The sequence below is a fragment of the Streptomyces sp. NPDC051315 genome (assembly GCF_044455165.1).
Taxonomy (GTDB): Bacteria; Actinomycetota; Actinomycetes; order Streptomycetales; family Streptomycetaceae; genus Streptomyces.
Genome location: NZ_JBITEN010000008.1, coordinates 203,571 through 224,078 on the forward strand (window position 1 = coordinate 203,571; position 20,508 = coordinate 224,078).

Consider the following 20,508-nt stretch of genomic DNA (forward strand, 5'->3'; position numbering starts at 1 on the left):
CCCTGGCTATCCTCCCGACATGAAGATCGGACTGGGTGGCCCTGCGTCCGGGGCGGGAGTCGGGGCGGGATTCGGGGCGGCCACCTCGCTCGTCAACGCGCTGTCGTCGCCGTACGTGCCGCTCGGGACGCCGCTCGTCGGAACCGTCTGGGCCAGGACCGCCAAGGTGCTCAGCCTGCTGATGGACGCGGGCTGGTCATGGGCCGCGCTCGCGGTGGTGACGGGCTGGCTGGCGGGTGCGCCTGTCCGAGGGGCGCTGGCCGGGGCCCTGACGCTGATCGGGGCGTCCGTGGCGTACTACGTGACCGACACCTTGGTCCTGGGGGCTTCGCCGGCCTCGTTCGTGCCGGAGATGGTCATGTGGTCCGTGGCCGGTCTGCTGTTCGGACCGGTCCTGGGGCTGGTGGGTGCGGCCGTCGGGCGGCCTGGGCTGACCGGCTTGCTCGCCGCGCTCACGGTGCCGCTGGGTGCCGCGGTCCAGATGGTCGTCATGCCACCCCGACCCCACCTCACCTTGACCCCGGCCATCGTCCTCGCCGAGGCCATCGTCTGGACGGCCGCCGTGGCGAGTGCCGGCTGGGCCGTCCACCGCTTCCTGGTCGAGAGGCGCTCAGCCGCGAGCGGATAGCGGAACACGCGATCGCGCGCCGGATGCGGAGCCCGCGAGCCGGCCGGAGTTGCCGTCGGCCCGCAAGGCTGCCCGAGCTCACCGTGCCGACGGGCAGGGTGCCGGACCGGGGCGGCCCCCCCCGCTCGTCGCCGGGACCCTCGCGGCATTCGCCGCCGTCCGCTTCCGCCGTCACAGTCCCCGGCCGTCGGGAGTGATGGTGCGGGCGATCCGGTCGGCATGCAGGCGTACGGCGTGGGCGAGGTCCAGGCTGCCCTGGGTGATGACCCACTGCAGTTGCAGACCGTCGCTGACGGCGATGCACTCGCGGGCGACGGCGGTGCAGTCGGTGTCCGCCCGTAGCGTGCCCTGCCGCACGCCGTGCAGGAGGAGGCGGGCGAGTTCGTCGACGGCGCGTTCGTAGCGCTCGGCGAAGAGGGTGTGGGCCGCGCTGGTGGGATCGGCGGCCTCGGCCGAGGTGAGGACGAACAGCTCGATGAGGCCGGGTTGGGCGAGATGGCGTTCCGTGGCCGCCACCATGGCGCGCAGCACGTCCAGGCCGGTCGCGTCGTCCGACAGGCGCGCCCACCACTCCGCCTCCGTGGTGAAGCGGTGCTCCATGACGCCGAGGAGCAGGTGTTTCTTGCTGCGGAAGTGGTGCAGCAGACCGCCCTCGGTGATGCCGACGTCCTCGGCGATACGAGTGAGCGGGGTGCGGTGGTAGCCCTCCTGGGCGAACCGCTGGGCGGCCGCCTCCACGATCTTCTGGCGCCGGGCGATACCGACCGAGTAACTGCCGCGCGGGCCCCGGGTGCTGCTGCTCATGGGTTTCACCGTAGTCAGGTGGCGGCCGTGAGGGATGCCCGGGTGGGCACGGCCGACAGGGCGTGTGACCTGTATCACCATCTGAAAACCTAGTGTGCTCGGTTTTTGGTCCGCATCATCGTCCGGAAACCTCGGCGTAACGATGCGCCGACCTCCCCTCGGAGCGACCATGAACTTCTCGCCCGACCCGGCGCAGCCGCCGACGGCTCTCCAGCAGGCGACCGACACCGACCCGACCGGCCCCACACGGTCCGACTCCGACCCGACCGGCCCCACACGGTCCGACTCCGGCACCGCGCGCTGGAGCGCGCCCGAACTGCGCCGGCTCGCCGCGCTCATCTGGCCCGGCCAGCTCCTGGTGGTGGCGGGCATCGTCGCCGCGAACGCCCAGCCGCAGATCGCCCAGCACTTCCACACCCACCAGATCGCCTGGTTCAGCCTGGCCTTCACCCTGGCCACGATCGTGGCCACCCCGTTCGCCGTGCGCCTGGGCGAGGTGTACGGCAAACGCCGGGTCATGCTCGCTCTGGCGGCGGCCGGCCTGATCGGTGACCTGATCACGGTCCTGGCCCCGAACTATCCGGTGATGGTCGTCGGCCGTGTCGTCGGCGGCCTGTACGGCCCGGTGGCCGCCCTGGTCCTGGCCGCGGCCCGTGACCTGTTCCCGCCCCGCAAGGTGGCCGTCGCCCTGGGCACCGTGGCCGGATCGGTCGGTGTGCTCAGCCTGCTCACCCCGCTGCTGTCCGGCTGGCTCCTGGACGCCTTCGGCTGGCGCGGTGCCCTGTGGTTCCTGGTGGCCTCGACCGTCGTGGCCATGCTGATGCTGCTGTGCCTGCCGGAGACACCGCGCCGGGTGGCCGCCGGGACGCTCGACTGGCTGGGCGCGATGCTGCTCGGCGGCGGCCTGGCCCTGCTGGTCTTCGCCCTCGGCCAGGGCCGGGACTGGGGCTGGACCTCGGCAGGCGTGGCGGGCGGGCTGGCCGCGGGAGCGGTGGCGCTCGTCGCGTTCGTCCTCCGGGAGCTGAGGGTGCCCGACCCCGTCCTGGACCTGCGCATGCTGCGGCGCCGCCCGGTGGCCACCGTGCTCCTCGGCTCCTCCGTCCCGCAGGCCGCCTTCTTCGCCTCGCAGACGATCCTGATCTTCCTCGCCCTGTTCCCGGCGATTCCGCACGTCTCCGACGGGCTGGGCTGGACCACCACCCACAACGCCGTCGTCGGCATACCCGCCGGGCTCGTCACCTTCGCCGCCGGCGTCGCGGTGGGCAACGTCGTCCGCAGGATCAGCCCCCGCACGGTCTGGTACCTCGGACTCGTCCTCCTCGCCGCCGGAATGGTGGCCGCCGCCTTCCTCCACCGGGACACGACGCAGATCGTGCTCACCGGCGTGGTGATGGGCCTGGGCGGGGGCATCCTGATGGCCGGCCAGCAGGCCATGATCGTCTCCGTGGTCTCGCCCGAGGAACAGGCCGCCGCGAACGGCATGTCCTCCCTGCTGACCCAGGTCTTCCTCACCCTCGGCAGCCAGCTGCTCTTCACCGTGCTGGCCGCCGACTCCACCCTCCTGGACAGCACCGCCTTCTACCGGGACCAGGCCTACACCAACGCCTACCTGGCGATGGCCGCCATCGTCGCCGTGGGGCTGCTGATCTCCCTGGCCATCCCGCGGCTGCGCCGCCCCTCGGAGGCCGACTCCGGCGAGGCCGCCGCACCCACCGCCCGAGCCTGACCGCACACCGGAAGGAACCGACCGTGTCCCCGATCCGCCCCACCCATCTGCGTGTGGAACACCTCGACCGCCCGCTCGGCACCGACGTGCGCAGGCCACGCCTGTCCTGGCGACTGCCGCAAGGCGCCACACGCCAGCTCGCCTACCGCATCGAGGCGGGCGACTGGGACACGGGGCGGATCACTTCACCCGCCAACACCTATGTGCGCTACGGCGGTCCGGTCCCGGCCTCCGCCACGCGCACCGCTTGGCGGGTGAAGGTGTGGACCGACCTGGGCGAGAGCGACTGGTCCGAGCCCTCCTGGTGGGAGACCGGTCTGCTGCACCCGGACGACTGGCGGGCACGCTGGATCGAGCCGGCGGAGACCGAGCCCGCCGAACCCGGCCGCCGTCCGGCCCACCTCTTCCGCCAGGACTTCACCCTCGGCAAGCCGGTGCGCGCCGCCCGCGTCCACGCCACCGCACACGGCGTCTACGAACTGTTCCTCAACGGCCGCCGCGTCGGCGACGCGGAGCTCACCCCCGGCTTCACCGCGTACCGATCCCGCCTGCAGGTGCAGACCTACGACGTGACCGGCCTGCTCACCAGCGGTGACAACGCCCTGGGAGCCGTGCTGTCCGACGGCTGGTTCCGCGGCCGGCACGGGTTCGCCCGTGCGGCGGACGGCTTCGGCACCCGCACCGCCCTGCTCGCCCAGCTCGTCGTCACGCACCCCGACGGCACCACCACGACGATCCGCACCGGCCCCGACTGGCGCACCACCGAAAGCGCCGTGACGGCCGCGGACCTGATGGACGGCCAGGAGACGGACCTCCGCGCGCACGACCCGCGGTGGGCGACCCCGGGCTTCGACGACAGCCGCTGGGACAAGGCGCAGACCGCGGACGGCGGGCTGTACGCCGACTTCACCCGCCTGACGAGCACCCCCGCACCGCCGGTGCGTCGCGTCGAGGAGATCCGACCGGTCGCGGTGACCGAACCGTGCCCCGGCCGCCATGTGGTGGACCTGGGCCAGAACATCAACGGCTGGATCCGGCTGAGCAGCCTCGGCCCCGCCGGGACGCGCCTGACCCTGGTGCACGGGGAGGCCCTCGACGAGCACGGTGACGTCACCGTCGACAACATCCGCGCCTTCGACTGGGTCACCCACCGGCCCCTGCCCGCCGGGCAGACGGACACGGTCGTCTCCGCCGGCCGCACCGGCGAGACGTTCGAACCCCGCCACACCACCCACGGCTTCCGCTACGTCCGTGTCGAGGGCCACCCCGGCCCGCTGACCGCCGACGACGTCACCGGGGTCGTCGTCCACACCGACCTGACCCGCACCGGCTGGTTCACCAGCGGCGACGCGCGCGTCGACCGCCTCCACGAAGCCGCCGTACGGAGCCTGCGCGGCAACGTCTGCGACGTACCCACCGACTGCCCGCAGCGTGAGCGCGCCGCCTGGACCGGCGACTGGCAGGTGTTCGTGCCCACCGCCGCCTTCCTCTACGACGTCGCCGGTTTCACCGCCAAGTGGCTGCGCGACCTGGCCGCCGACCAGTGGGCCGACGGCCGGGTGCCCAACTTCGTGCCCGACCCCGCCGACGAGGCCGCCCGGCGGGCCTCCGCCGAGGGCGGCATGACCGGCTCGGCAGGCTGGGGCGACGCCGCCGTGATCGTCCCCTGGGAGATCTGGCGCGCCTACGGCGACCTGGACCTGCTGCGCGAGCAGTACCCCTCCATGCGCGCCTGGGTGGAGTACGCCGCCGCTCAGGCCCGCACCCGCCGCCACCCGGACCGCGCCGCCGCCCGCCCCTGCCCGGCCCCGCACGAGGAGTTCCTGTGGGACACCGGCTTCCACTTCGGGGAATGGCTCGAACCCGGCATCGCCCCCGACCTGGACCCCTCCCGCGACCGCGGCGACGTGGCCACCGCCTACCTGTACCGCTCCGCCGACCTGCTCGCCCGCGTCGCCGCACTCCTCGGCCACTTCGACGACGAGGCCCGCTACCGGTCCGTCGCCGACGGCGCCCGCACCGCCTGGCAGCGCGAGTACATCACCGACAGCGGCACGATCACCCCCGACACCCAGGCCACCCTCGTGCGCGCCCTCGCCTTCCGGCTGCTCCCCGACGCACTGCGCGCATCCGCGGCCGACCGGCTCGCCACCCTCGTCCGCGCCGCGGGCACCCACCTGACGACCGGCTTCCTCAGCACCGGACTCCTGCTGCCGACGCTCGCCGAGAACGGCCACCTCCCCCTCGCCTACGACCTGCTGCTGCAGGACTCCTCACCCTCCTGGCTTGCCATGATCGCCAAGGGCGCGACCACCATCTGGGAGGACTGGGACGGCATCGACGAACAGGGCCGGCCCAAGATGTCGTACAACCACTACAGCAAGGGCGCCGTCATCTCCTTCCTCCACCAGTACGTCGCCGGCATCCGCCTGCCCGACACCCCGGACGCGACCACCGCCGGCTACCGGCGCTTCGTCGTCGCGCCCCGGCCCGGCGGCGGCATCACCTCGGCATCCGCCCGCCACGACTGCCTGCACGGCACCATCCGTTCCGCATGGGAGCACGACGGCACCACCTTCACCCTCACCGTGGAGATCCCCCCGGGCACCGAAGCCGAGATCGACCTGCCCGGGACCGGCCGGACGACCGCCGGCCCCGGTACGCACACCTTCACCAGCGAGCTGACGTCATGACCGAGCCGAGCCGCACGCCCGCAAGCCGGCCGAGCAGACCCGCGATCCGCCGCGCAGCTCGGATCCGGACGACCACGACGGTCACCACGGCGGTGAGAGGGCCAAAGCGACGGAGACACCGGGGAGGGTGAGCAGCCCGGCTGCGACGGGACGGCACGGCTCGGTGACGCGGTCCTCCTCGCCAAGGCGTCACCCGTTGGGGGCGTCGTAGGCCGGCGTCGCCCCGTCTGCCGCGCCCGCGCGTGCCGGGCCGGGCCCTCAGCTCGCGCGGCCGCGGGCTCCCCGGGAGGCCCGGGGCGTGATCCCGGGCGCAGGGCGGTCCTCCCTCGTCCCGTCAGCAGGCGGGTGGCGCGGACCGGTCGCGCTGTCCGTCATGGCGTCGCGAACGCCGGTTCGTCCGCCGGCCGGCGCGTCCTGCCCCTGCGCAGCGCGCGGACCAGCAGCCCGTGCCGGGGTGCCAGGCACCAGGTCAGGGCGAACAGGGCGGTCAGGACGCAGACGATGGAACCGCCGGCGGCCAGGTCGTGGGCGTAGGACACGTACAGCCCGGCCAGCGCCCCCGTGCCGCCGAACACGGAGGCCAGCAGGGTCATCGCCCACAGCCGTTCGGTGAGCATGCGGGCCGCCGCGGCCGGAGTGATGAGCAGCGACAGCACGAGGACGTTGCCGACCGCCTCCAGCGAGAGCACGATCGTGGCGGTCACGACCGTGTAGAGGACCAGGTCGAGCCCGAGGACGGGGAGCCCGGCCGCCCGGGCGGTCTCGCGGTCGAGGCTGACGGCGACCAGTTCCTTGCTCAGCAGCAGGACCACGGCCACCAGGACCGCCCCGACGCCCGCGGCAGTCCACACGTCCTGCGGACCGACCGCGAGGACCTGTCCGAACAGGAACGACGACAGGTCGGTGGACCAGCTGTCCTGCGTGGACACCAGCACGATGCCGAGCCCGAACGCGCTGGAGAAGAACACCCCGATGACGGTGTCCTCCTTCAGCCGCCGGTTCTGCGAGACGAGCGCGATGAGGAGCGAGGTGGTCAGGCCGGCGAGCGCCCCGCCGAGCAGCAGGTTGCCCTGGAAGGCGTACGCGAGCGCGACACCCGGGAAGGCCGAGTGGGACACGGCCTCGCCGATGAACGCCATCCCGCGCAGCACGACGTACACGCCCACGACCCCGCAGACCAGCCCGGTGATCACGGCGACCGCGAACGCCCGCTGCATGAAGGGAAGGTGCCAGGGGTCGGTGAGGAACTCCACGACGGTCACGCGGCCCTGCCTTCCGCGGCGGCGCCGATCGCCGTGTCCAGGCCGAAGGCGCGCAGCATCTGCTCGGGATCGGCGAGCAGTTCGGGTCCGCCCTCGGCGACGACCGTACGGTTGAGCAGCGCCACCCGCGAGCAGGTGCGGGCGGCGGCCGCCAGGTCGTGCGTGGTCATCAGCAGGCCCTTGCCGTCGGCGGCCAGCCGGCCGAAGAGGTCGTTGAGGAGTTCCTGGGTGGGGACGTCGACACCGGTGAACGGCTCGTCCAGCAACAGGACGCGGGGATCGCTCGCCAGCGCTCGGGCCACGAGCACGCGCTGCCGCTGGCCGCCGGACAACTCCCCGATGGGCCGCCGGCGCAGGTCCGTCAGGCCGACCAGCTCCAGCGCCTCGTCGACGGCCGCCCGGTCGGCGCGCCCGGCCCGCCGCAGCCGGCCGATGGAGCGGGTACGGCCGGACAGCACCGCGCCCGCGATGTCGATGGGGAAGTCCCAGGCGAACTCGTGGCGCTGCGGCACGTACCCCACGAGGTGCCGGGCACGGGCGGGAGACAGGCCGTCGACCAGCACCTCACCGCTCGCGAGCGGGACCAGGCCGAGGGCGGCGCGCAGCAGGGTGGTCTTGCCCGCGCCGTTCGGGCCCAGCAGGCCCAGCAGGTCGCCCCGGTGCAGGGCCAGCCGCGCGTCCTGGACGGCGGTCCGCCCACCGAGGACCACGCTCACGTCCCGGGCCCGCACCAGGGGCTGCGCGGTGCTCACGCGGGCGTCCTTCCGGCCGTACGACTCCGGCGCCGGCGGCTGACGGCGACGAAGGCCGCCCCGAGCGCGGCGAGTGCGGCCGCGGTCCCGCCCAGCAGCGCGGCGTTCCCCGCGCCGGTCGAGGCCATGGAGCCGCCGTCCGAGGAGGTCCCCGCCGACGACGCGTCGCCGCCCGTGCCGCTGTCCGGCGAGCCGCCGCCCGCTCCGCCCGTTCCGGAGGACGGGCCGCCGCCCGATCCGTCGCCGGGCTCGACGGCGTCCGGGTTCTCGTCGCCGACCACGAAGGCCACGGTCTCGGTGTCGCTGACCGGGGTGCCGTCGGCGAGACTGCCGCCCATCCGGAGCGTGAGCCGGTAGGTGCCCTCCTCGGTGAAGGCCCAGCCGCCGTGCGCGTGCGTGCCGGCCGGGACCTCGAAGGAGTCCGGCACCCCGTCCTTGCTGTTGAACAGGACGGTGGCGCCCGACATCGCGTCGTAGGTGTAGAGCGCGACCGTGCCGGGGCCCTCGACTCCGGTGAGGGAGAACCGCACGCCGCCCTTGGTGGCGCCGGCCTCGATGTTGTCGGTGGACCAGCCGGGCCACAGCAGCCCGTCCTGCTGGACCTGGTCGAGCAGCCAGACCGGATCGCCGGCCGTGCCGAGGAAGGCGAAGTCGTCGCCGTCCGGCAAGGTGTTCTTCGCGGCGGGCTTGACGTGCAGAATGACGGAGGAGGGCTCGCGCCAGGTGGTCTTCCCGGAGACCGTGCCGTCCTTGACGTGGATCTGCATCCTCCTGTCGACGACCCGGGCGGCGATGTCGATGTGGCCCTCGTCGATCACCGTCGGGGTCGCGACCACGTCGGTGTCCGTGGTGGCGCGCGCGGCGACCGGCGCCGGGTCGGCGGCGGCCGGGGTCCTGCCGGCCGCGGCGAGGCGGCTGTCCGTCCGGGGTGTCACCTCGGCGGCGGGTGCCGGGGGAGAGGGCTCGGCGGACGCGCCTTCCCGCTCCCCGGCGGCCCCGTCCGCGCGTGCGACGGCCTCGTCGCCGACGAGCACCGTGTAGACGGTCCCGACGGACAGCTCCCGCCCGTCGACGGTTTCGGCTTCGGCGGTGAAGACGGCCCGGTACACCCCCTCCGCGGTGAAGGCCCACCGAGTGCCGCCCTGCTGTCCCACGGGCAGTTCGTAGCCGTCGGGCAGCCCGTCGGCGCTGTCGAACAGCAACGGCTCCCGCCCGCCGTCCTCCGCCTCCGCGTACACCTTCAGCTCGCCCGGCCCGTCGAGCCCGGTCAGCGACCACCGCACGGTGTTCCGGTCGACGGCGCCCTCGGGCACGCCGGTGGTGTCCCAACCCGGCGCCGGGGCGTCCGCCCGCAGGGCGTCGGGCACCTCGACGACGTGCGCGGCCGCGCCCGTCACGGCGTCCAGGCTCAGCGCCCCGTCCGCGTAGGCGATCCGGCCCAGTCCGGGCCCGGTACCGCTGTCGTCCGCGGCGGCGACACCGCTGCCCGCGAGCGCGGCCGCGAGTGCCGCGGCCACCGCGACGCGTTCCCTTCCCCTGCCTGCCATCAGGCATTCCCTCCCAGGCACTCGGCGAGTTCGTTCGCGTTGTGCCGCATCATCGATACGTAGTCGTGGATCTCGTCGTCGAAGGAGTCGCCGTAGACCGTGCAGACGCCGACGCCCTCGTCCTGGGCGACCCGCTTCAGCACGTCGGCGCGGGCGGCGAGGTTCGGCTCCAGGAACACGGCGGGCACCTTCTTCTCGCGGATGGTGGCGCCGAGTTCCTCCACCTCCGCCGCGCTCGGCTCCCGGTTGGGCACCGGCACGACGAAGCCGGCGACCTCCATGCCGTACGCCTCGGCGAGGTAGCCGAAGGCGTCGTGCGTGGTGATGAGGTCGCGGTTCTCCGCCGGGACGGTCGCGAGCGTGCGGGCGACCTCCTGGTCGAGGGCGCCGAGCGTCCTCAGGTAGGACGAGGCGTTCTTCTCGTACGTCGCCTTCCCGTCGGGATCGGCCTTGATCAGTTCGGCCTCGATGCGGCGGACGTACGCCTCCGCGTTGGCGACGTCCTCCCAGGCGTGCGGATCGAGATCGCCGTGCACGTGCTTGCCGATGACGGCCTGCGGCAGCACCCACACCGGGTCACCGGCCCGGCCGAGGAAGGCGTACGGCTGCTCCTTCGGCACGGACTCCTTCGCCCGGTCGGGCACGTTGAGGACGACCTCGCCGGCCGGGTGCTCGGTGCGGGCGCCGGTCTTCTCCTCGTCCGCGCGGACGTACACCGTGCCGGTCCGCGCGTTGAGCGTGACGTCGGCGTGACCGCCGTCCAGTACGGTCGTCCCCATGGGTGCCGCGGCCGTGTCGCCGACGGTGAAGGTGACGGTGCCGCTGCCGATCGCCTCCGTCTTCCCGTCGAGCGTCTCCGTCCGGCCCTCGACCGTCAGCCGGTAGGTACCGGGCTCGCTGAAGGCCCAGTTGACGTGGGTGTGCGCCTCGGGCGGCAGGGTGAAGGAGTCCTGGGCGTCGAGGCCGTCGGCGGTGTCGACGTACACCTTGGGCCGGCCGAGCGTGTCGGTGAGGTAGACGCGCAGGTCGCCCGGCCCCTCCACCTTCGTCGCCGTCGTGCGGACCTGGGAGCCGTCACCGGCCACCTCGCCCTCCACGGCCCAGCCCAGCCACAGCACGTCCAGCCCGAGGTCCTCCTCCAGCTTCATGACCGTGCCGCCGTACTGCTCCAGCTTCTCGGCGATCGCGATCTTCGGAGCGTCCTCGGGCGCGTTGGTGTGCACCATCTTCATGATCCCGGGCTCCTCGAGGAGCAGCCCGTTGCTGAAGACGACGTCGGCCTTCGCGACCCGGGCCGCGTCGCCGGGGCTCGGCTCGTAGGAGTGCGGATCGCCGGTGCGCGGCACGATCGACGTGACGTCGACGCGGTCGCCGCCGACCTGCTCGACCAGGTCCGCGACGATCGCCGTGGTCGCGGAGACCGTCAACGCGGCGTCCGACGACCCGGAGTCCGCCCCGCCGCACCCGCTGCCCGCCGCCGTGACGAGCAGCGCGCAGGCGCTGGCGAGCGCGGTTCTCGTGGTACCTCTGACGTGCCCCCGCATGGGGCTCCCCCTTCTTCCACGCCCCCACTGCGAGGGGGCCTTCACTTCCCGGACCCCGCGTGGGGGCCATGACCGAGCCGCGTACGGCGGACCGGGATCGCCGCCGCCCGGTCCGCCGTACACGGGGCTCTCACCGCACGGGGCGACGACGTCGTACGGCGAACACCGCGCCGCCCCCGAGGAGCACCGCGGCAACGGCGATCCCCGCGATCACGGCCGCACCGGACCCGGTGGAGGCGAGCCCGCCACCCGTGAGGGCGGTTCCACCGCTCGACGAGGTGCCGGTCGTCCCCGCGGAGCCGGCGGCCGGCTCGGCCGTCGGCGCGGTGGGGGGCGCCGAGCCGGTCGCGTCCGGCGCGTCGGTCGCCGGAGCGGAACCCGGCACCGAGACCGACGGCGACGGCGAGGGCGACGCGGTCGGCGACGCCGTCGGCTCGTCGCCCGCGCCCGGCACCACGGTCGACGGATCCACGTCGTCCCCGACGACCCAGGCGAGCGTCTCGGTGTCGCTGACCTTCGTGCCGTCGGCGAGCGTGGCGCCGACGGTGAAGGTGGTGCGGTAGACGCCCTCCGCGGCGAAGGTCCACACGAAGTGGCTGTGCCGGCCCGCGGTCAGCGCGTAGCTGTCGGGCAGTCCGTCCCCGCTGTCGAACGCGATGTCCACCGCCCCCAGCGAGCCGGGGTTGAACATGGTCACCGCGCCCGGCCCCTGCACCTTGTCGAGCCGGTACGTGATCGGCCCGTCGACGTCGGCGGCGCGGTACTCCTCGGTGTTCCAGCCGGGCCAGAGGAGACCGTCCACCTGGCTCTCCGGCAGCCACCACACGGGAGCCCCGACCGTGCCGAGGAAGCCGAACCCCTCCGTGATCCTCCGCAGCGCCGCGGGCCTCACGTGCAGGACGGTCCTGCCGGGCTCGTGCCACTGGTGCGACTGTGAGGTGCCCTGCTTGACCTGGAACCGCAGCTTGCCGTCCACCGGCCGGGCGGCCAGGTCGAGATGCCCGTCGTCGATGACGTGCGCGGGCACGGGCGGGGTGGCCGACGGCGTACCGCCCGAGGCGCTGACCGGGGCCGAGGGGCCGCTGGGCGTGGGGCGGGTGCCGTCGCCCGGCAGCACGTCGGCCGGGTCGACGTCGTCGCCGACCACCACGGCGAGGGTCTCCGTGTCGCTGACACCCCCGGCGGTCACCGTGAAGGTGAGCCGGTAGACGCCTTCGGCGGTGAACATCCACAGGGGTGCCGGACGTTGCCGCTCCCTGGGGAGCGTGAAGACGCGCGGTGCCGAGGCGGTGCTGCCGAGGTGGATCTCCGGGGAGCCGTCCGACCAGTCCGTCTCCCGGGTGTACGTGGCCATGCCGAAGTCGCCCGGACCCCGGTAGCCGGAGAGGGCCACTTCGGTGCCGGCGCCCGCTTCGGCGCCGTTCCAGCCGGGCTCGGGCGCGAAGAGGTTCTCCGCCTCCCAGCCGTTGAGCTGCCAGGTGTCCTGGTCGGTGGTACCGAGGGCGGTCGCGACCGGGTTCGGCGTGTACTGGAGCGTCGACTGGGGCGCGTGCAGCACGACGTCGGACGGCTCGCGGACGACCGGGGTCTCCCCGCCGCGGTCGTCGATCCGCAACTGGAGCGTGCCGTCGACCAGCCGGGGCGTGAGGTCCAGCTCGCCCTCGTCGAGAACGACGGCACCACCGGCGGCGTGGGCGGACCCGCCGCCGCCGGTGGTCAGCCCTGCCGCGCCCACGGCCACCGCTGCCGCGGCGGTCAGCACCGCGGCGGTGAAGGCGCGTCCACCGCGCGTCAGGGCCCGCATCACGAGCTGACGACGACGGTGTACGTCTCGGTGGCGGACTCGGTGACCCCGCCGACCGTGCCCTGGACGCGGAAGGTCAGCCGGTAGGTGCCGGCCTCCTCGAAGGCCCAGTTGGCGTGGTTGTGCGTGGCGACGCCGAAGGAGCGGGACTTGAAGGTGGTGATGGCGGGGTTGGAGTCGAACCAGCGGCTGCCGCTGCCGGCGTAGACGCTGAAGTCGTCGGTGGCGGCTCCGTTTCTGGTGGCGCCGACCAGGGTGTAGGCCACCGTGTTGTTGGCGAACACGCCGGTGGTGAGGTGCTCGGTGGAGATGCCCGGGAACAGGACGCCGGCCGCGGCGGCTTCCGTCTCGGTGTCCGGCAGCAGCCAGATCTGGCTGCCCGAGCCGAGGAAGCCGAAGCCCGGGTTGGCGACCTTGGCGGCGGCCGGGACGGACAGGGTCACGTCGGCCGGCTCGTACTCCGTCTCGTTCTCCTCGTCGTGGACGTGCAGGTGCAGGTCGGCGCCGTCCCATTCGGCGTCGAGTACGTCGACGTGGCCGCCGCTGAGCGTCGTCGCGGCGACGGCCGGGGTGGCGGCCAGGCCGGCTACGGCGAGCGCGGCGGCGAGCGAGCCGGAAACGGTCAGAGCGCGGGTGAAAGCACGCAAGTCGATCCCCCCAGGATCAGTAGGCGCACGCGCTTGAGCGTGCGCAGACAAGTCACATGGTAATCATTTTCAAAAAGGATTGGCAATGCGGTGTGTGTGGCCTGTGAGGGCTTTGCCGATGGAAGGTGTGCCCCGGTGATGGTCGCCGACGACGACGGCGGCCCGGGGGCGGGGAAGGTCGTATGGGCGGCCAGGGGGTCGCAGGAGGTCGGATGTGGGGCGGGCGTGGCGGAAGGCCGAAAGACCGGGCGGCGGGAGGTCGCGGAAGGCCGGGCAATTGGGCGTCACGGGGGGAGTGCACGATCCAGGCTTCCCTGAATTCAGGATCTCCTGTACCGTCGCGGATGTGCTGACCGTTGCCTCCGACATCGAGGTGCTGGCCCGATTCGGCCGCGCGCTCGCCGACCCGATCCGCTGTCGCGTCCTGCTCGCCCTGCGCGACGCCCCGGCCTACCCGGCCGACCTCGCCGAAACCCTCGGCGTCTCGCGCACCCGGTTGTCGAACCATCTGGCGTGTCTGCGTGACTGCGGCCTCGTCGTCACCGTCCCCGACGGCCGCCGCACCCGCTACACGCTGGCCGACGAACGCCTCGGCCACGCGCTGGACGATCTGCGCTCGGCGGTGGTCGCCGTCGAGACGGACCGGACGTGCGTCGATGCCGAGATCAAGGGGTGCTGCTGACCGTGGCCACGGACACACCCCTGTCCCTCGGCTCCGGCCCGGCCCGCCGCGAAGCACTCACCCGCCGGATACGGCTGCTGGTCGCCGCCACCATCACCTACAACGTCATCGAGGCGATCGTGGCGCTCACCGCCGGCACCCTCGCCTCCTCCACCGCGCTGGTCGGCTTCGGCCTGGACTCCGTGATCGAGGTGTCCTCCGCCGCAGCGGTCGCCTGGCAGTTCTCCGCCCGCGAGCACTCCGTCCGGGAGGCCCGGGAGAAGACCACACTGCGGATCGTCGCCGTCTCCTTCTTCGTGCTCGCCGCGTACGTCACGGTCGACGCGGTACGAGCCCTCCTGGGCACCGGCGAGGCCGAGCACTCCCTCCCCGGCATCGTGCTCGCGGCGCTCTCCCTGGCCGTGATGCCGTTCCTGTCCACCGCCCAGTCCAGGGCCGGGCGCGCACTCGGCTCCGCCAGCGCGGTCGCCGACTCCCGGCAGACCCTGCTGTGCACCTACCTGTCCGCCGTCCTGCTGGCCGGGCTGGTCCTCAACGCCACCCTCGGCTGGTCCTGGGCCGACCCGGTCGCCGCGCTCGTCATCGCCGCCGTCGCCGTCAGGGAAGGCCGCGACGCATGGCGGGGCGAGGGCTGCTGCGCGGCTCCCGCCCCGACACCGTCCGCCGGCGTCGAGCCGGACGCGTGCGGCTGCCGGCCCGGGTGCGCCTGCTGCGACTGAGGCCGCACCACCACGGTCGCGCCCGGCCCAGCCGCGTCAGCCCGCCGATCTCCCTCACGGCGATCACCCCGGCCGGGTCGCTCCGCGCGCCGCGACCAACTGGACGTTGTCGCCGTCCAGCCCGTCGCGGGGCCGCCCGGTGGGAGGGGCGCACGCTGACCCAGCTCCTGTGCGGACACCCGGTGACGCGGTTCGTGGCCCCAGTCGCGACAGTCAGCAGACGGGCGGTCCGCTGCCGGTGCCGGGGCTGAGGGTGAAGACCTGGTCGAGGCCGACGACGCTGAGGATGCGCAGGAGGGTCGGAGGTACGGCGGCCAGAGTGATGTCGGCGCCGGCGGCCTGGGCGCGCTGGCGTGCGGCGAGCAGGGAGGTGATGCCGGTGGAGTCGCAGAACGCCAGGTCGGACAGGTCGAGGGTGAGGCACTGGCCTGGCTCCAGGACGAGGTGTTCGACCTGGTGTCGCAGGGCGGCGGCCCGGGCGTAGTCGAGTTCACCGGCGACGTGAAGGACGGGGCCGGTGGCGGCTTCGCCGTGGGTGATGTGCAGCGGGGTCATCGTGGCTGGTTCGTCGTCGGGCGGGTGTCGGGCCGGGCGGCGGGGACGCCGAGGGCGAGCAGGGCGGTGTCGTCGTTGAGGCCGTCGCCGAACCCTTCGAGCAACGCGGTCAGCGCGGTGATCACCGCGTGGGGTGCGGCGGGCGCGTGGTCGGCGGCGAAGGCGAGCAGCGCGTCTTCGCCGTACAGGCTGTCCCGAGTGGGGCCGGTGCGGGCCTCGGTGAGTCCGTCGGTGTAGAGCAGAAGGGTGTCACCGGGGGCCAGTGTGGTCTTGGCGATGGTGCTGGGCGCGGTGGGCAGGGCGCCGACGAGCATGCCTCCCGGGGTGGGCAGGAATTCGGCCCGGCCGTCGGCGCGCAGGATCAGCGCCGGGGGGTGGCCGCCGGAGGCCAGCCGGATGCTCGCGTGATCGTCGTCCGTCCCGGTTTCCAGGATGCCGAAGACGCAGGTGCAGTAACGGGGGTCCCCGCTGGCCGTGTACCGCTCGTGCAGGACGGCGTTCAGCGTGGTCAGCGCGGCATCGGGCTCCGGGTCGTGGTGGGCGGCGGCGCGCAGGGTGTAGCGGGTCAGCGAGGTGAGGGCGGCGGCCTGGGGGCCCTTGCCGCACACATCGCCGAGGAAGAAGGCCCACCGGTCGCCGTCGATGGGGAACAGGTCGTAGAAGTCGCCGCCGAGCTGATCGGGAGAGGCCGTGTGGTAGTAGACGGCCGTCTCCAGTCCGGGCAGAGCCGGCAGGCTGTCGGGCAGGAGGGACTTCTGCAGCACCGCGAGAGCCTGGGCCAGCCGTTCCCGGTCGGCCTCGGCCTGCTTCCTGGCGCTCTCCGCCTCCGCGCGCGCCCGTTCGGCTTCGGCGCGGGCCCGTTCGGCGTCCTGACGGCGGCGGAGCAACTCCTCCTCGTAGGCGCGCCGGTCCGAGGCGTCGAAGACGGTCGTGCGGATCAGCAGGGGCTCGCCCTCGCTGCCGTGCTTGACCACGGAGGAGACCAGCACGGGCAGTCGGCCCCGGTCCGCCGTCCTCATCTCCAGGGCGATGCCGTGCAGCTCGCCCTGCATGCGCAGCAGTGGCGCGAAATGGGTCTCGTGGTACAGCTTGCCGCCCACGGTCAGCAGGTCGGCGAAGTGTTTGCGCCCCACGACAGCCGCCCGCTCCAGGCCCAGCCAGGCCAGCAGCGTGGTGTTGATCTTGGCGATGGTGCCGTCCATCAGCGTGGACAGGTAGCCGCAGGGCGCTGACTCGTACAGGTCGTCGGCGCTGTCCTCCAGCAGCGCGGTGAAGGCCGCGTCCAGGACGGCCTCGTCGCCCTGCTCGGACGGCTCGGGCACACCATCGGTGCGGCACATCACGCCAGGCTCTGGAGGAAGTCGAGTATCGCCTCAGTGGTGGCTTCGGGGGCGCTGAGCTGTGGGCAGTGGCCGGTGGCGTCGAGCGTGACGAGGCGCGAGGTGGGGATCGCGGCGTGCACGTAGGCGCCGACCTCGCGGGGCGCGATGGCGTCCTGAGCGCACTCCAGTACGAGGGTCGGCACGGTGACGCTCTTCAGGTCGTCGCGGCTGTCGGACAAGAAGGTGGTGCGGGCGAAGACACGGGCGATGTCGGGGTCTGTGGCGCAGAAGCTGTTGGTCAGTTCCTGCCCCAGCTCCGGCCGCTCCGGATTGCCCATGATCACGGGAGCCATGGCGGAGGACCAGCCCAGGTAGTTCGACTCCAGGGCGGCCAGCAGCTCGTCGATGTCCTCCGCGGTGAAGCCGCCGCGGTAGGTGTCGTCGTCGATGTAGCAGGGGGAGGGGGTCACCATCACCAGCGCCCCGATCCGCTCCGGCGCGGCCTGCGCCGCCAGGACCCCGACCATGGCGCTGACCGAGTGGCCCACGAACACCGCCCGCTCCAGGTCCAGCGCGTCGCAGACCTCGACCACGTCCTGGGCGTACCCGTCGAGGGAGGAGTACCGCTCCTGGCTCCAGGCCGACAGATCCGAGCCTCCGGAGCCCACGTAGTCGAACAGAACCACCCGGTATCTCGCCGCCAGCGCCGGCACGGCCAGGCGCCACAGGTTCTGGTCACACCCGAACCCGTGCGCCAGCACCAGCACGGGCGCGTCCGCTGGACCGGTGACCGTGACATTGTTCCTTCGGCGGATGTCCATGCGAACATCCTCCCACCTACTTCGGGGCGGCTCGAACAGTCGTGATCCTCACGTGGCGCAGGGCGCCCCGCAGCGGACCGTGCCACGTGGGTTCACGGTCACCCGCGCGGGGGCGGGCCGGTGGCTGGTCGGCTGGAGCAGCTTCGTCGAGAACGCCCTCACCGCCAACCCGGTGCCCGCCCCACTCGCCGGCCGCGACCGCGCGGACCTCGACCTACTGATCCGCCTCGCGAACGCCGACCCCACCGCGCACGCCGACCGGCTCACCCATCCCTACGCCCCCGCGGAACTGCAACGGATCCTGACCGTCCTGCGCCATGTGCTGACGGCCCGCGCGACGGTCCTCGCCGCCAACGCGGCGTACATCGCCTCCGCCGCGCAGGACGACGCCGCCCGCGCCGAACCGCCGTTCCCGTTGCAGGGCTCGTACCGCAACATGCTCAGAACCGCTCAGCGGATCCAGCCCGTGATGAACGACGCCGAAGTCGAGGCCCTCATCGACGACCACTACACGGCCGAGGCCCGGGCCCTGACCACCGGAGCCGGGTCCGACCTGCTGAAACTGGCCGAACTACGTCGCGACCTCACCGCCGAGCAGGCGCGACGCCGGAATGAGCAGTGATGGCCCCGTTCCCGGTGCCGCTCGCCACCGCGGTCGTGATCACCACCCTCGGCACGGCCGTCCTCATACGCCGTGACCGACGACGCGCGACGGCCGACACGGAGGCGCCGGCGGGCGGGACGGAGGACGGAAGTCCGCGCTCCGGCCCGGCCTCTGATCAGCCGCAGCAACGGCCTCGTGGCAGCCGGCATCGTCCGCCGTGCGCCCAGGGTCTGTGCCGGCCGGGACGTCCTGGCGAGGGCGGCGAGGCCGGGCAGTGGGGGGCGGCCAGGGAGGCGCGGCAGCGGCTCGGCAGGCGAGAGGTCAGCGGATGATCGGCGACACAGGAGGGGGAGTGCTGCACAGGGCGTGTACGGCTGACCGTGCCGCTCGCTCCACGGCCGAGACGCCGTGGGACATGCTGGGGCTGCCGTGAGAGAGGACGACGACGTAGAACGTGCTCCCGTGCGCGGTGATCCGCCCCATGCTGTTGATCGCCCAGCGTCGGGAGTGGGAGCGCTGCAGCCAGCCGTTCTTGAGCTGCCACTGGCTGCCTTCCGCGGACACCCCCCAGTCCTGGTCGGTGTCGATCCGGTCCATGAAGGTCTGGATCAGGTGGCGTGAGGCCTCACTGAGCGGTGAGGGATGGGCGAACACGGCGGTCAGCAGAGCCAGTTGGTCTACCGCGGTGGTGCGGGTGAGGCCCCAGCGGGAGCCCGGTCCCGCTTGGGTGGAGTTCAGGCCCAGGGTCTTGTTCGCGTCGGTGAGTCCCGGGCCGCCGCCGATGCGCCGCCACAGGGCGGTTGCGGAGTCGTTGTCGCTGTCCTGGATCATCGAAGCGGCGGTCGATGTCTCCCACGGGGTGAGTGACTCTCCCTCACGCTGGGCGCGCAGCAGCAGGGCCGCCAGGATGTTCACCTTCACCAGGCTCGCGGTGATGTGCTCCTGTGAGCCGTACACCGCCCGCCGGCCGGTGCCGGGCTCCAGAACGGCCACGGACACCTGGGTGCCGCTCCGTCCTTCGATCGGTTCGAGGGAGCGAGCGAGCACGCTGTCCGCGTCCGTCCCGGCCGGCGCTCGCCTGCCGGGGCTTCCCGGTGGCGCCTGGGCCGGCTCACCGTTCCCCGACGAAGGCGCCCCCGACGTCGAGGGTGCCTGGTCCTCTGCCGGGAGGTGTCCGACCCGGTCACCGGTTCCGTCGTGACCGGCAGCGAAGCAGCCCGTGAGGAGCGTGCCCGCCAGCGAGCATGCCAGGGCCAGCTGTATTCGCTCCCGACACGGGCGAACCTTGCCGCGTCCGCTCGGCTCGGGCGGGAGGGACGTGTGCCCCGTCGCGTGGGGCGGACAGGCGGCATCATGGGGAGTCATCGGGATCCTCGATCGCACGAGCGGGCGGCAGCCTGAACGGAAGAGCATGCCCACAGTCTTTTCCGGCGGCAGACGCGCCGCATCCCGAGGCGATTTCCCCCAAGAGGAGCAAACCGCCCCTGAGGACAGCCGTCTGACGACCCCTCGAAAACCGAGGGCGTCCCCGCGTCTCCCGGCCCACCGCACCTGCCCCCCGCGCCGCCCTGTCGTGCACCGCCGCCCTTGGTGACCCGGCTGTGGCACGCCACCCTTGTCGGTGAGCACCCTGCGGCGTTCGGGGGAGGGCCGGAGGGGCCGCGCGACGAAGCGACCGGGCGCCGTCGGCTCGCGCCACCCCGATCCGCCCGACGGTACGACCGCGATCCCGAGGAGGCCGTCGAGGACGGGGTCGAGGACTTGGCCGTCGACCGCACTCGCGATGCCCTGTGGGCGCACACGAAACGCTGCCCCGGAGGATTGTCAGTGCTCGTTCATAGGATCACGGCATGCCTGATGCCTTCACCGTTCTGTGGACCCATGACACGTGCCGGGCCCTGCGCCAGGCGGGGCGCGTGGGCGAGCGCCCGCCGGTCGCCTTCAGCGGCATCCATTCCTCCCTGCCCGCCTGGTCGGGCGCCCGTGCCGGGGACGAGGTGTACGCGCTGCACGTCAACCGGTGCGTCGTCTACGTGGTGAGCCGCATGCGGGTGATCGACACGGAGCGGCGCGAATGCTGCGGCACCGCCCCGGCGACGTGGCGGGACCCGGCCTTTCCCGGACACGACGCCTGGTCGATGCTCGGTGCCGGCGGCTGCGGTGCCTCGGTGGTGCACGTGGATGCGACGCCCGTCGGCTTCGACACGCCGGTCCCGGGCGAACTGCTGTCGCGGCTCACCTGGCGCAACCGCCGAGGCCAGACCCGGGGTCTGAAGTACGTGGTGGACGGCCGTCTCGAGCGCTCGGTCAGTCTCCAGGGGTTCTACCGTCTGACCTCCGCATCGGCTGACGAGCTGCGGGAGGTCGTCGGCGACACCGTCCCCGGATGACGACGGGT

At 73.1% G+C, this 20,508-nt stretch carries 17 protein-coding genes and 1 pseudogene; 7 read left to right on the top strand and 11 right to left on the bottom strand.

What is annotated here, in order from left to right; all coding sequences use genetic code 11:
* The first annotated feature begins 19 nt into the window (after window positions 1-19).
* Window positions 20-628, top strand: coding sequence for a hypothetical protein (locus ACIBBD_RS17650; RefSeq protein WP_399420314.1), 609 nt, complete (start codon window positions 20-22; stop codon window positions 626-628).
* A gap of 171 nt (window positions 629-799) precedes the next feature.
* Here the strand turns inward: ACIBBD_RS17650 and ACIBBD_RS17655 are convergent, their stop codons facing one another.
* Window positions 800-1,432, bottom strand: coding sequence for a TetR/AcrR family transcriptional regulator (locus tag ACIBBD_RS17655; RefSeq protein WP_399420315.1), 633 nt, complete (start codon window positions 1,430-1,432; stop codon window positions 800-802).
* A gap of 169 nt (window positions 1,433-1,601) precedes the next feature.
* On the opposite strand from ACIBBD_RS17655, the gene ACIBBD_RS17660 reads away from it, so the two are divergent.
* Together ACIBBD_RS17660 and ACIBBD_RS17665 are read left to right on the top strand one after the other, a co-directional pair.
* Entirely contained in the window at window positions 1,602-3,158 is a 1,557-nt protein-coding gene (locus ACIBBD_RS17660) for an MFS transporter (protein WP_399420316.1), read from the top strand.
* Between the two features lie 23 nt (window positions 3,159-3,181).
* Window positions 3,182-5,851 carry a family 78 glycoside hydrolase catalytic domain gene (locus ACIBBD_RS17665; RefSeq protein ID WP_399420317.1) on the top strand — a complete coding sequence of 890 codons (2,670 nt, stop codon included), beginning with the start codon at window positions 3,182-3,184 and terminating at the stop codon, window positions 5,849-5,851.
* A 371-nt stretch (window positions 5,852-6,222) separates the two neighbouring features.
* Here the strand turns inward: ACIBBD_RS17665 and ACIBBD_RS17670 are convergent, their stop codons facing one another.
* The 6 genes from ACIBBD_RS17670 to ACIBBD_RS17695 form a co-directional block, all read right to left on the bottom strand.
* Window positions 6,223-7,113 (bottom strand): anchored repeat-type ABC transporter permease subunit, encoded by an 891-nt coding sequence (locus tag ACIBBD_RS17670; protein ID WP_399420318.1) that lies wholly within the window; start codon window positions 7,111-7,113, stop codon window positions 6,223-6,225.
* A complete protein-coding gene (locus ACIBBD_RS17675) occupies window positions 7,110-7,865 on the bottom strand; it encodes an anchored repeat-type ABC transporter ATP-binding subunit (RefSeq protein WP_399420319.1) in 756 nt (251 codons plus the stop codon). Before ACIBBD_RS17675 ends, ACIBBD_RS17670 begins: the two co-directional genes overlap by 4 nt.
* Window positions 7,862-9,412, bottom strand: coding sequence for a TIGR03773 family transporter-associated surface protein (locus ACIBBD_RS17680; RefSeq protein ID WP_399420320.1), 1,551 nt, complete (start codon window positions 9,410-9,412; stop codon window positions 7,862-7,864). Before ACIBBD_RS17680 ends, ACIBBD_RS17675 begins: the two co-directional genes overlap by 4 nt.
* Complete coding sequence (locus ACIBBD_RS17685) at window positions 9,412-10,956, bottom strand: anchored repeat ABC transporter, substrate-binding protein (protein ID WP_399420321.1); 1,545 nt, start codon at window positions 10,954-10,956, stop codon at window positions 9,412-9,414. The genes ACIBBD_RS17680 and ACIBBD_RS17685 overlap by 1 nt, the downstream gene beginning before the upstream one ends.
* 130 nt (window positions 10,957-11,086) lie before the next feature.
* The gene (locus ACIBBD_RS17690) at window positions 11,087-12,760 is read right to left on the bottom strand and encodes a choice-of-anchor M domain-containing protein (protein WP_399420322.1); all 1,674 of its coding nucleotides are present in this window, start codon (window positions 12,758-12,760) and stop codon (window positions 11,087-11,089) included.
* Window positions 12,760-13,407 carry a choice-of-anchor M domain-containing protein gene (locus ACIBBD_RS17695; protein WP_399420323.1) on the bottom strand — a complete coding sequence of 216 codons (648 nt, stop codon included), beginning with the start codon at window positions 13,405-13,407 and terminating at the stop codon, window positions 12,760-12,762. The genes ACIBBD_RS17690 and ACIBBD_RS17695 overlap by 1 nt, the downstream gene beginning before the upstream one ends.
* Window positions 13,408-13,753: 346 nt before the next feature.
* On the opposite strand from ACIBBD_RS17695, the gene ACIBBD_RS17700 reads away from it, so the two are divergent.
* A complete protein-coding gene (locus tag ACIBBD_RS17700; RefSeq protein ID WP_399420324.1) occupies window positions 13,754-14,089 on the top strand; it encodes an ArsR/SmtB family transcription factor in 336 nt (111 codons plus the stop codon).
* A gap of 2 nt (window positions 14,090-14,091) precedes the next feature.
* The gene (locus ACIBBD_RS17705) at window positions 14,092-14,808 is read left to right on the top strand and encodes a cation transporter (RefSeq protein ID WP_399420325.1); all 717 of its coding nucleotides are present in this window, start codon (window positions 14,092-14,094) and stop codon (window positions 14,806-14,808) included.
* Between the two features lie 213 nt (window positions 14,809-15,021).
* Here the strand turns inward: ACIBBD_RS17705 and ACIBBD_RS17710 are convergent, their stop codons facing one another.
* From ACIBBD_RS17710 to ACIBBD_RS17720, 3 genes are read right to left on the bottom strand one after another with little or no spacing between them, the layout of a single operon-like run.
* The gene (locus ACIBBD_RS17710) at window positions 15,022-15,363 is read right to left on the bottom strand and encodes an STAS domain-containing protein (RefSeq protein ID WP_399420326.1); all 342 of its coding nucleotides are present in this window, start codon (window positions 15,361-15,363) and stop codon (window positions 15,022-15,024) included.
* Window positions 15,360-16,703: a PP2C family protein-serine/threonine phosphatase gene (locus tag ACIBBD_RS17715; RefSeq protein ID WP_399420327.1), complete on the bottom strand. Its 1,344-nt coding sequence runs from the start codon at window positions 16,701-16,703 to the stop codon at window positions 15,360-15,362. Before ACIBBD_RS17715 ends, ACIBBD_RS17710 begins: the two co-directional genes overlap by 4 nt.
* Entirely contained in the window at window positions 16,703-17,506 is an 804-nt protein-coding gene (locus ACIBBD_RS17720) for an alpha/beta fold hydrolase (protein ID WP_399420328.1), read from the bottom strand. The genes ACIBBD_RS17715 and ACIBBD_RS17720 overlap by 1 nt, the downstream gene beginning before the upstream one ends.
* A 139-nt stretch (window positions 17,507-17,645) precedes the next feature.
* On the opposite strand from ACIBBD_RS17720, the pseudogene ACIBBD_RS17725 reads away from it, so the two are divergent.
* Window positions 17,646-18,113, top strand: a pseudogene (locus ACIBBD_RS17725) (DNA repair ATPase); the annotation flags it as partial.
* A 318-nt stretch (window positions 18,114-18,431) separates the two neighbouring features.
* On the opposite strand, the gene ACIBBD_RS17730 reads toward ACIBBD_RS17725, so the two are convergent.
* Window positions 18,432-19,103: a serine hydrolase gene (locus tag ACIBBD_RS17730; RefSeq protein ID WP_399420329.1), complete on the bottom strand. Its 672-nt coding sequence runs from the start codon at window positions 19,101-19,103 to the stop codon at window positions 18,432-18,434.
* A gap of 857 nt (window positions 19,104-19,960) precedes the next feature.
* On the opposite strand from ACIBBD_RS17730, the gene ACIBBD_RS17735 reads away from it, so the two are divergent.
* Window positions 19,961-20,500 (top strand): hypothetical protein, encoded by a 540-nt coding sequence (locus ACIBBD_RS17735; protein WP_399420330.1) that lies wholly within the window; start codon window positions 19,961-19,963, stop codon window positions 20,498-20,500.
* The last annotated feature ends 8 nt before the right edge of the window (window positions 20,501-20,508 follow it).

What these genes read in the sequence shown, in the direction of transcription:
- ACIBBD_RS17650 (WP_399420314.1), top strand. Translation starts at nt 20, where the DNA reads ATGAAGATCGGACTGGGTGGCCCTGCGTCCGGGGCGGGAGTCGGGGCG.
- ACIBBD_RS17655 (WP_399420315.1), bottom strand. Translation starts at nt 1,432, where the DNA reads ATGAGCAGCAGCACCCGGGGCCCGCGCGGCAGTTACTCGGTCGGTATC.
- ACIBBD_RS17660 (WP_399420316.1), top strand. Translation starts at nt 1,602, where the DNA reads ATGAACTTCTCGCCCGACCCGGCGCAGCCGCCGACGGCTCTCCAGCAG.
- ACIBBD_RS17680 (WP_399420320.1), bottom strand. Translation starts at nt 9,412, where the DNA reads ATGGCAGGCAGGGGAAGGGAACGCGTCGCGGTGGCCGCGGCACTCGCG.
- ACIBBD_RS17685 (WP_399420321.1), bottom strand. Translation starts at nt 10,956, where the DNA reads ATGCGGGGGCACGTCAGAGGTACCACGAGAACCGCGCTCGCCAGCGCC.
- ACIBBD_RS17690 (WP_399420322.1), bottom strand. Translation starts at nt 12,760, where the DNA reads ATGCGGGCCCTGACGCGCGGTGGACGCGCCTTCACCGCCGCGGTGCTG.
- ACIBBD_RS17710 (WP_399420326.1), bottom strand. Translation starts at nt 15,363, where the DNA reads ATGACCCCGCTGCACATCACCCACGGCGAAGCCGCCACCGGCCCCGTC.
- ACIBBD_RS17715 (WP_399420327.1), bottom strand. Translation starts at nt 16,703, where the DNA reads ATGTGCCGCACCGATGGTGTGCCCGAGCCGTCCGAGCAGGGCGACGAG.
- ACIBBD_RS17720 (WP_399420328.1), bottom strand. Translation starts at nt 17,506, where the DNA reads ATGGACATCCGCCGAAGGAACAATGTCACGGTCACCGGTCCAGCGGAC.
- ACIBBD_RS17735 (WP_399420330.1), top strand. Translation starts at nt 19,961, where the DNA reads ATGCCTGATGCCTTCACCGTTCTGTGGACCCATGACACGTGCCGGGCC.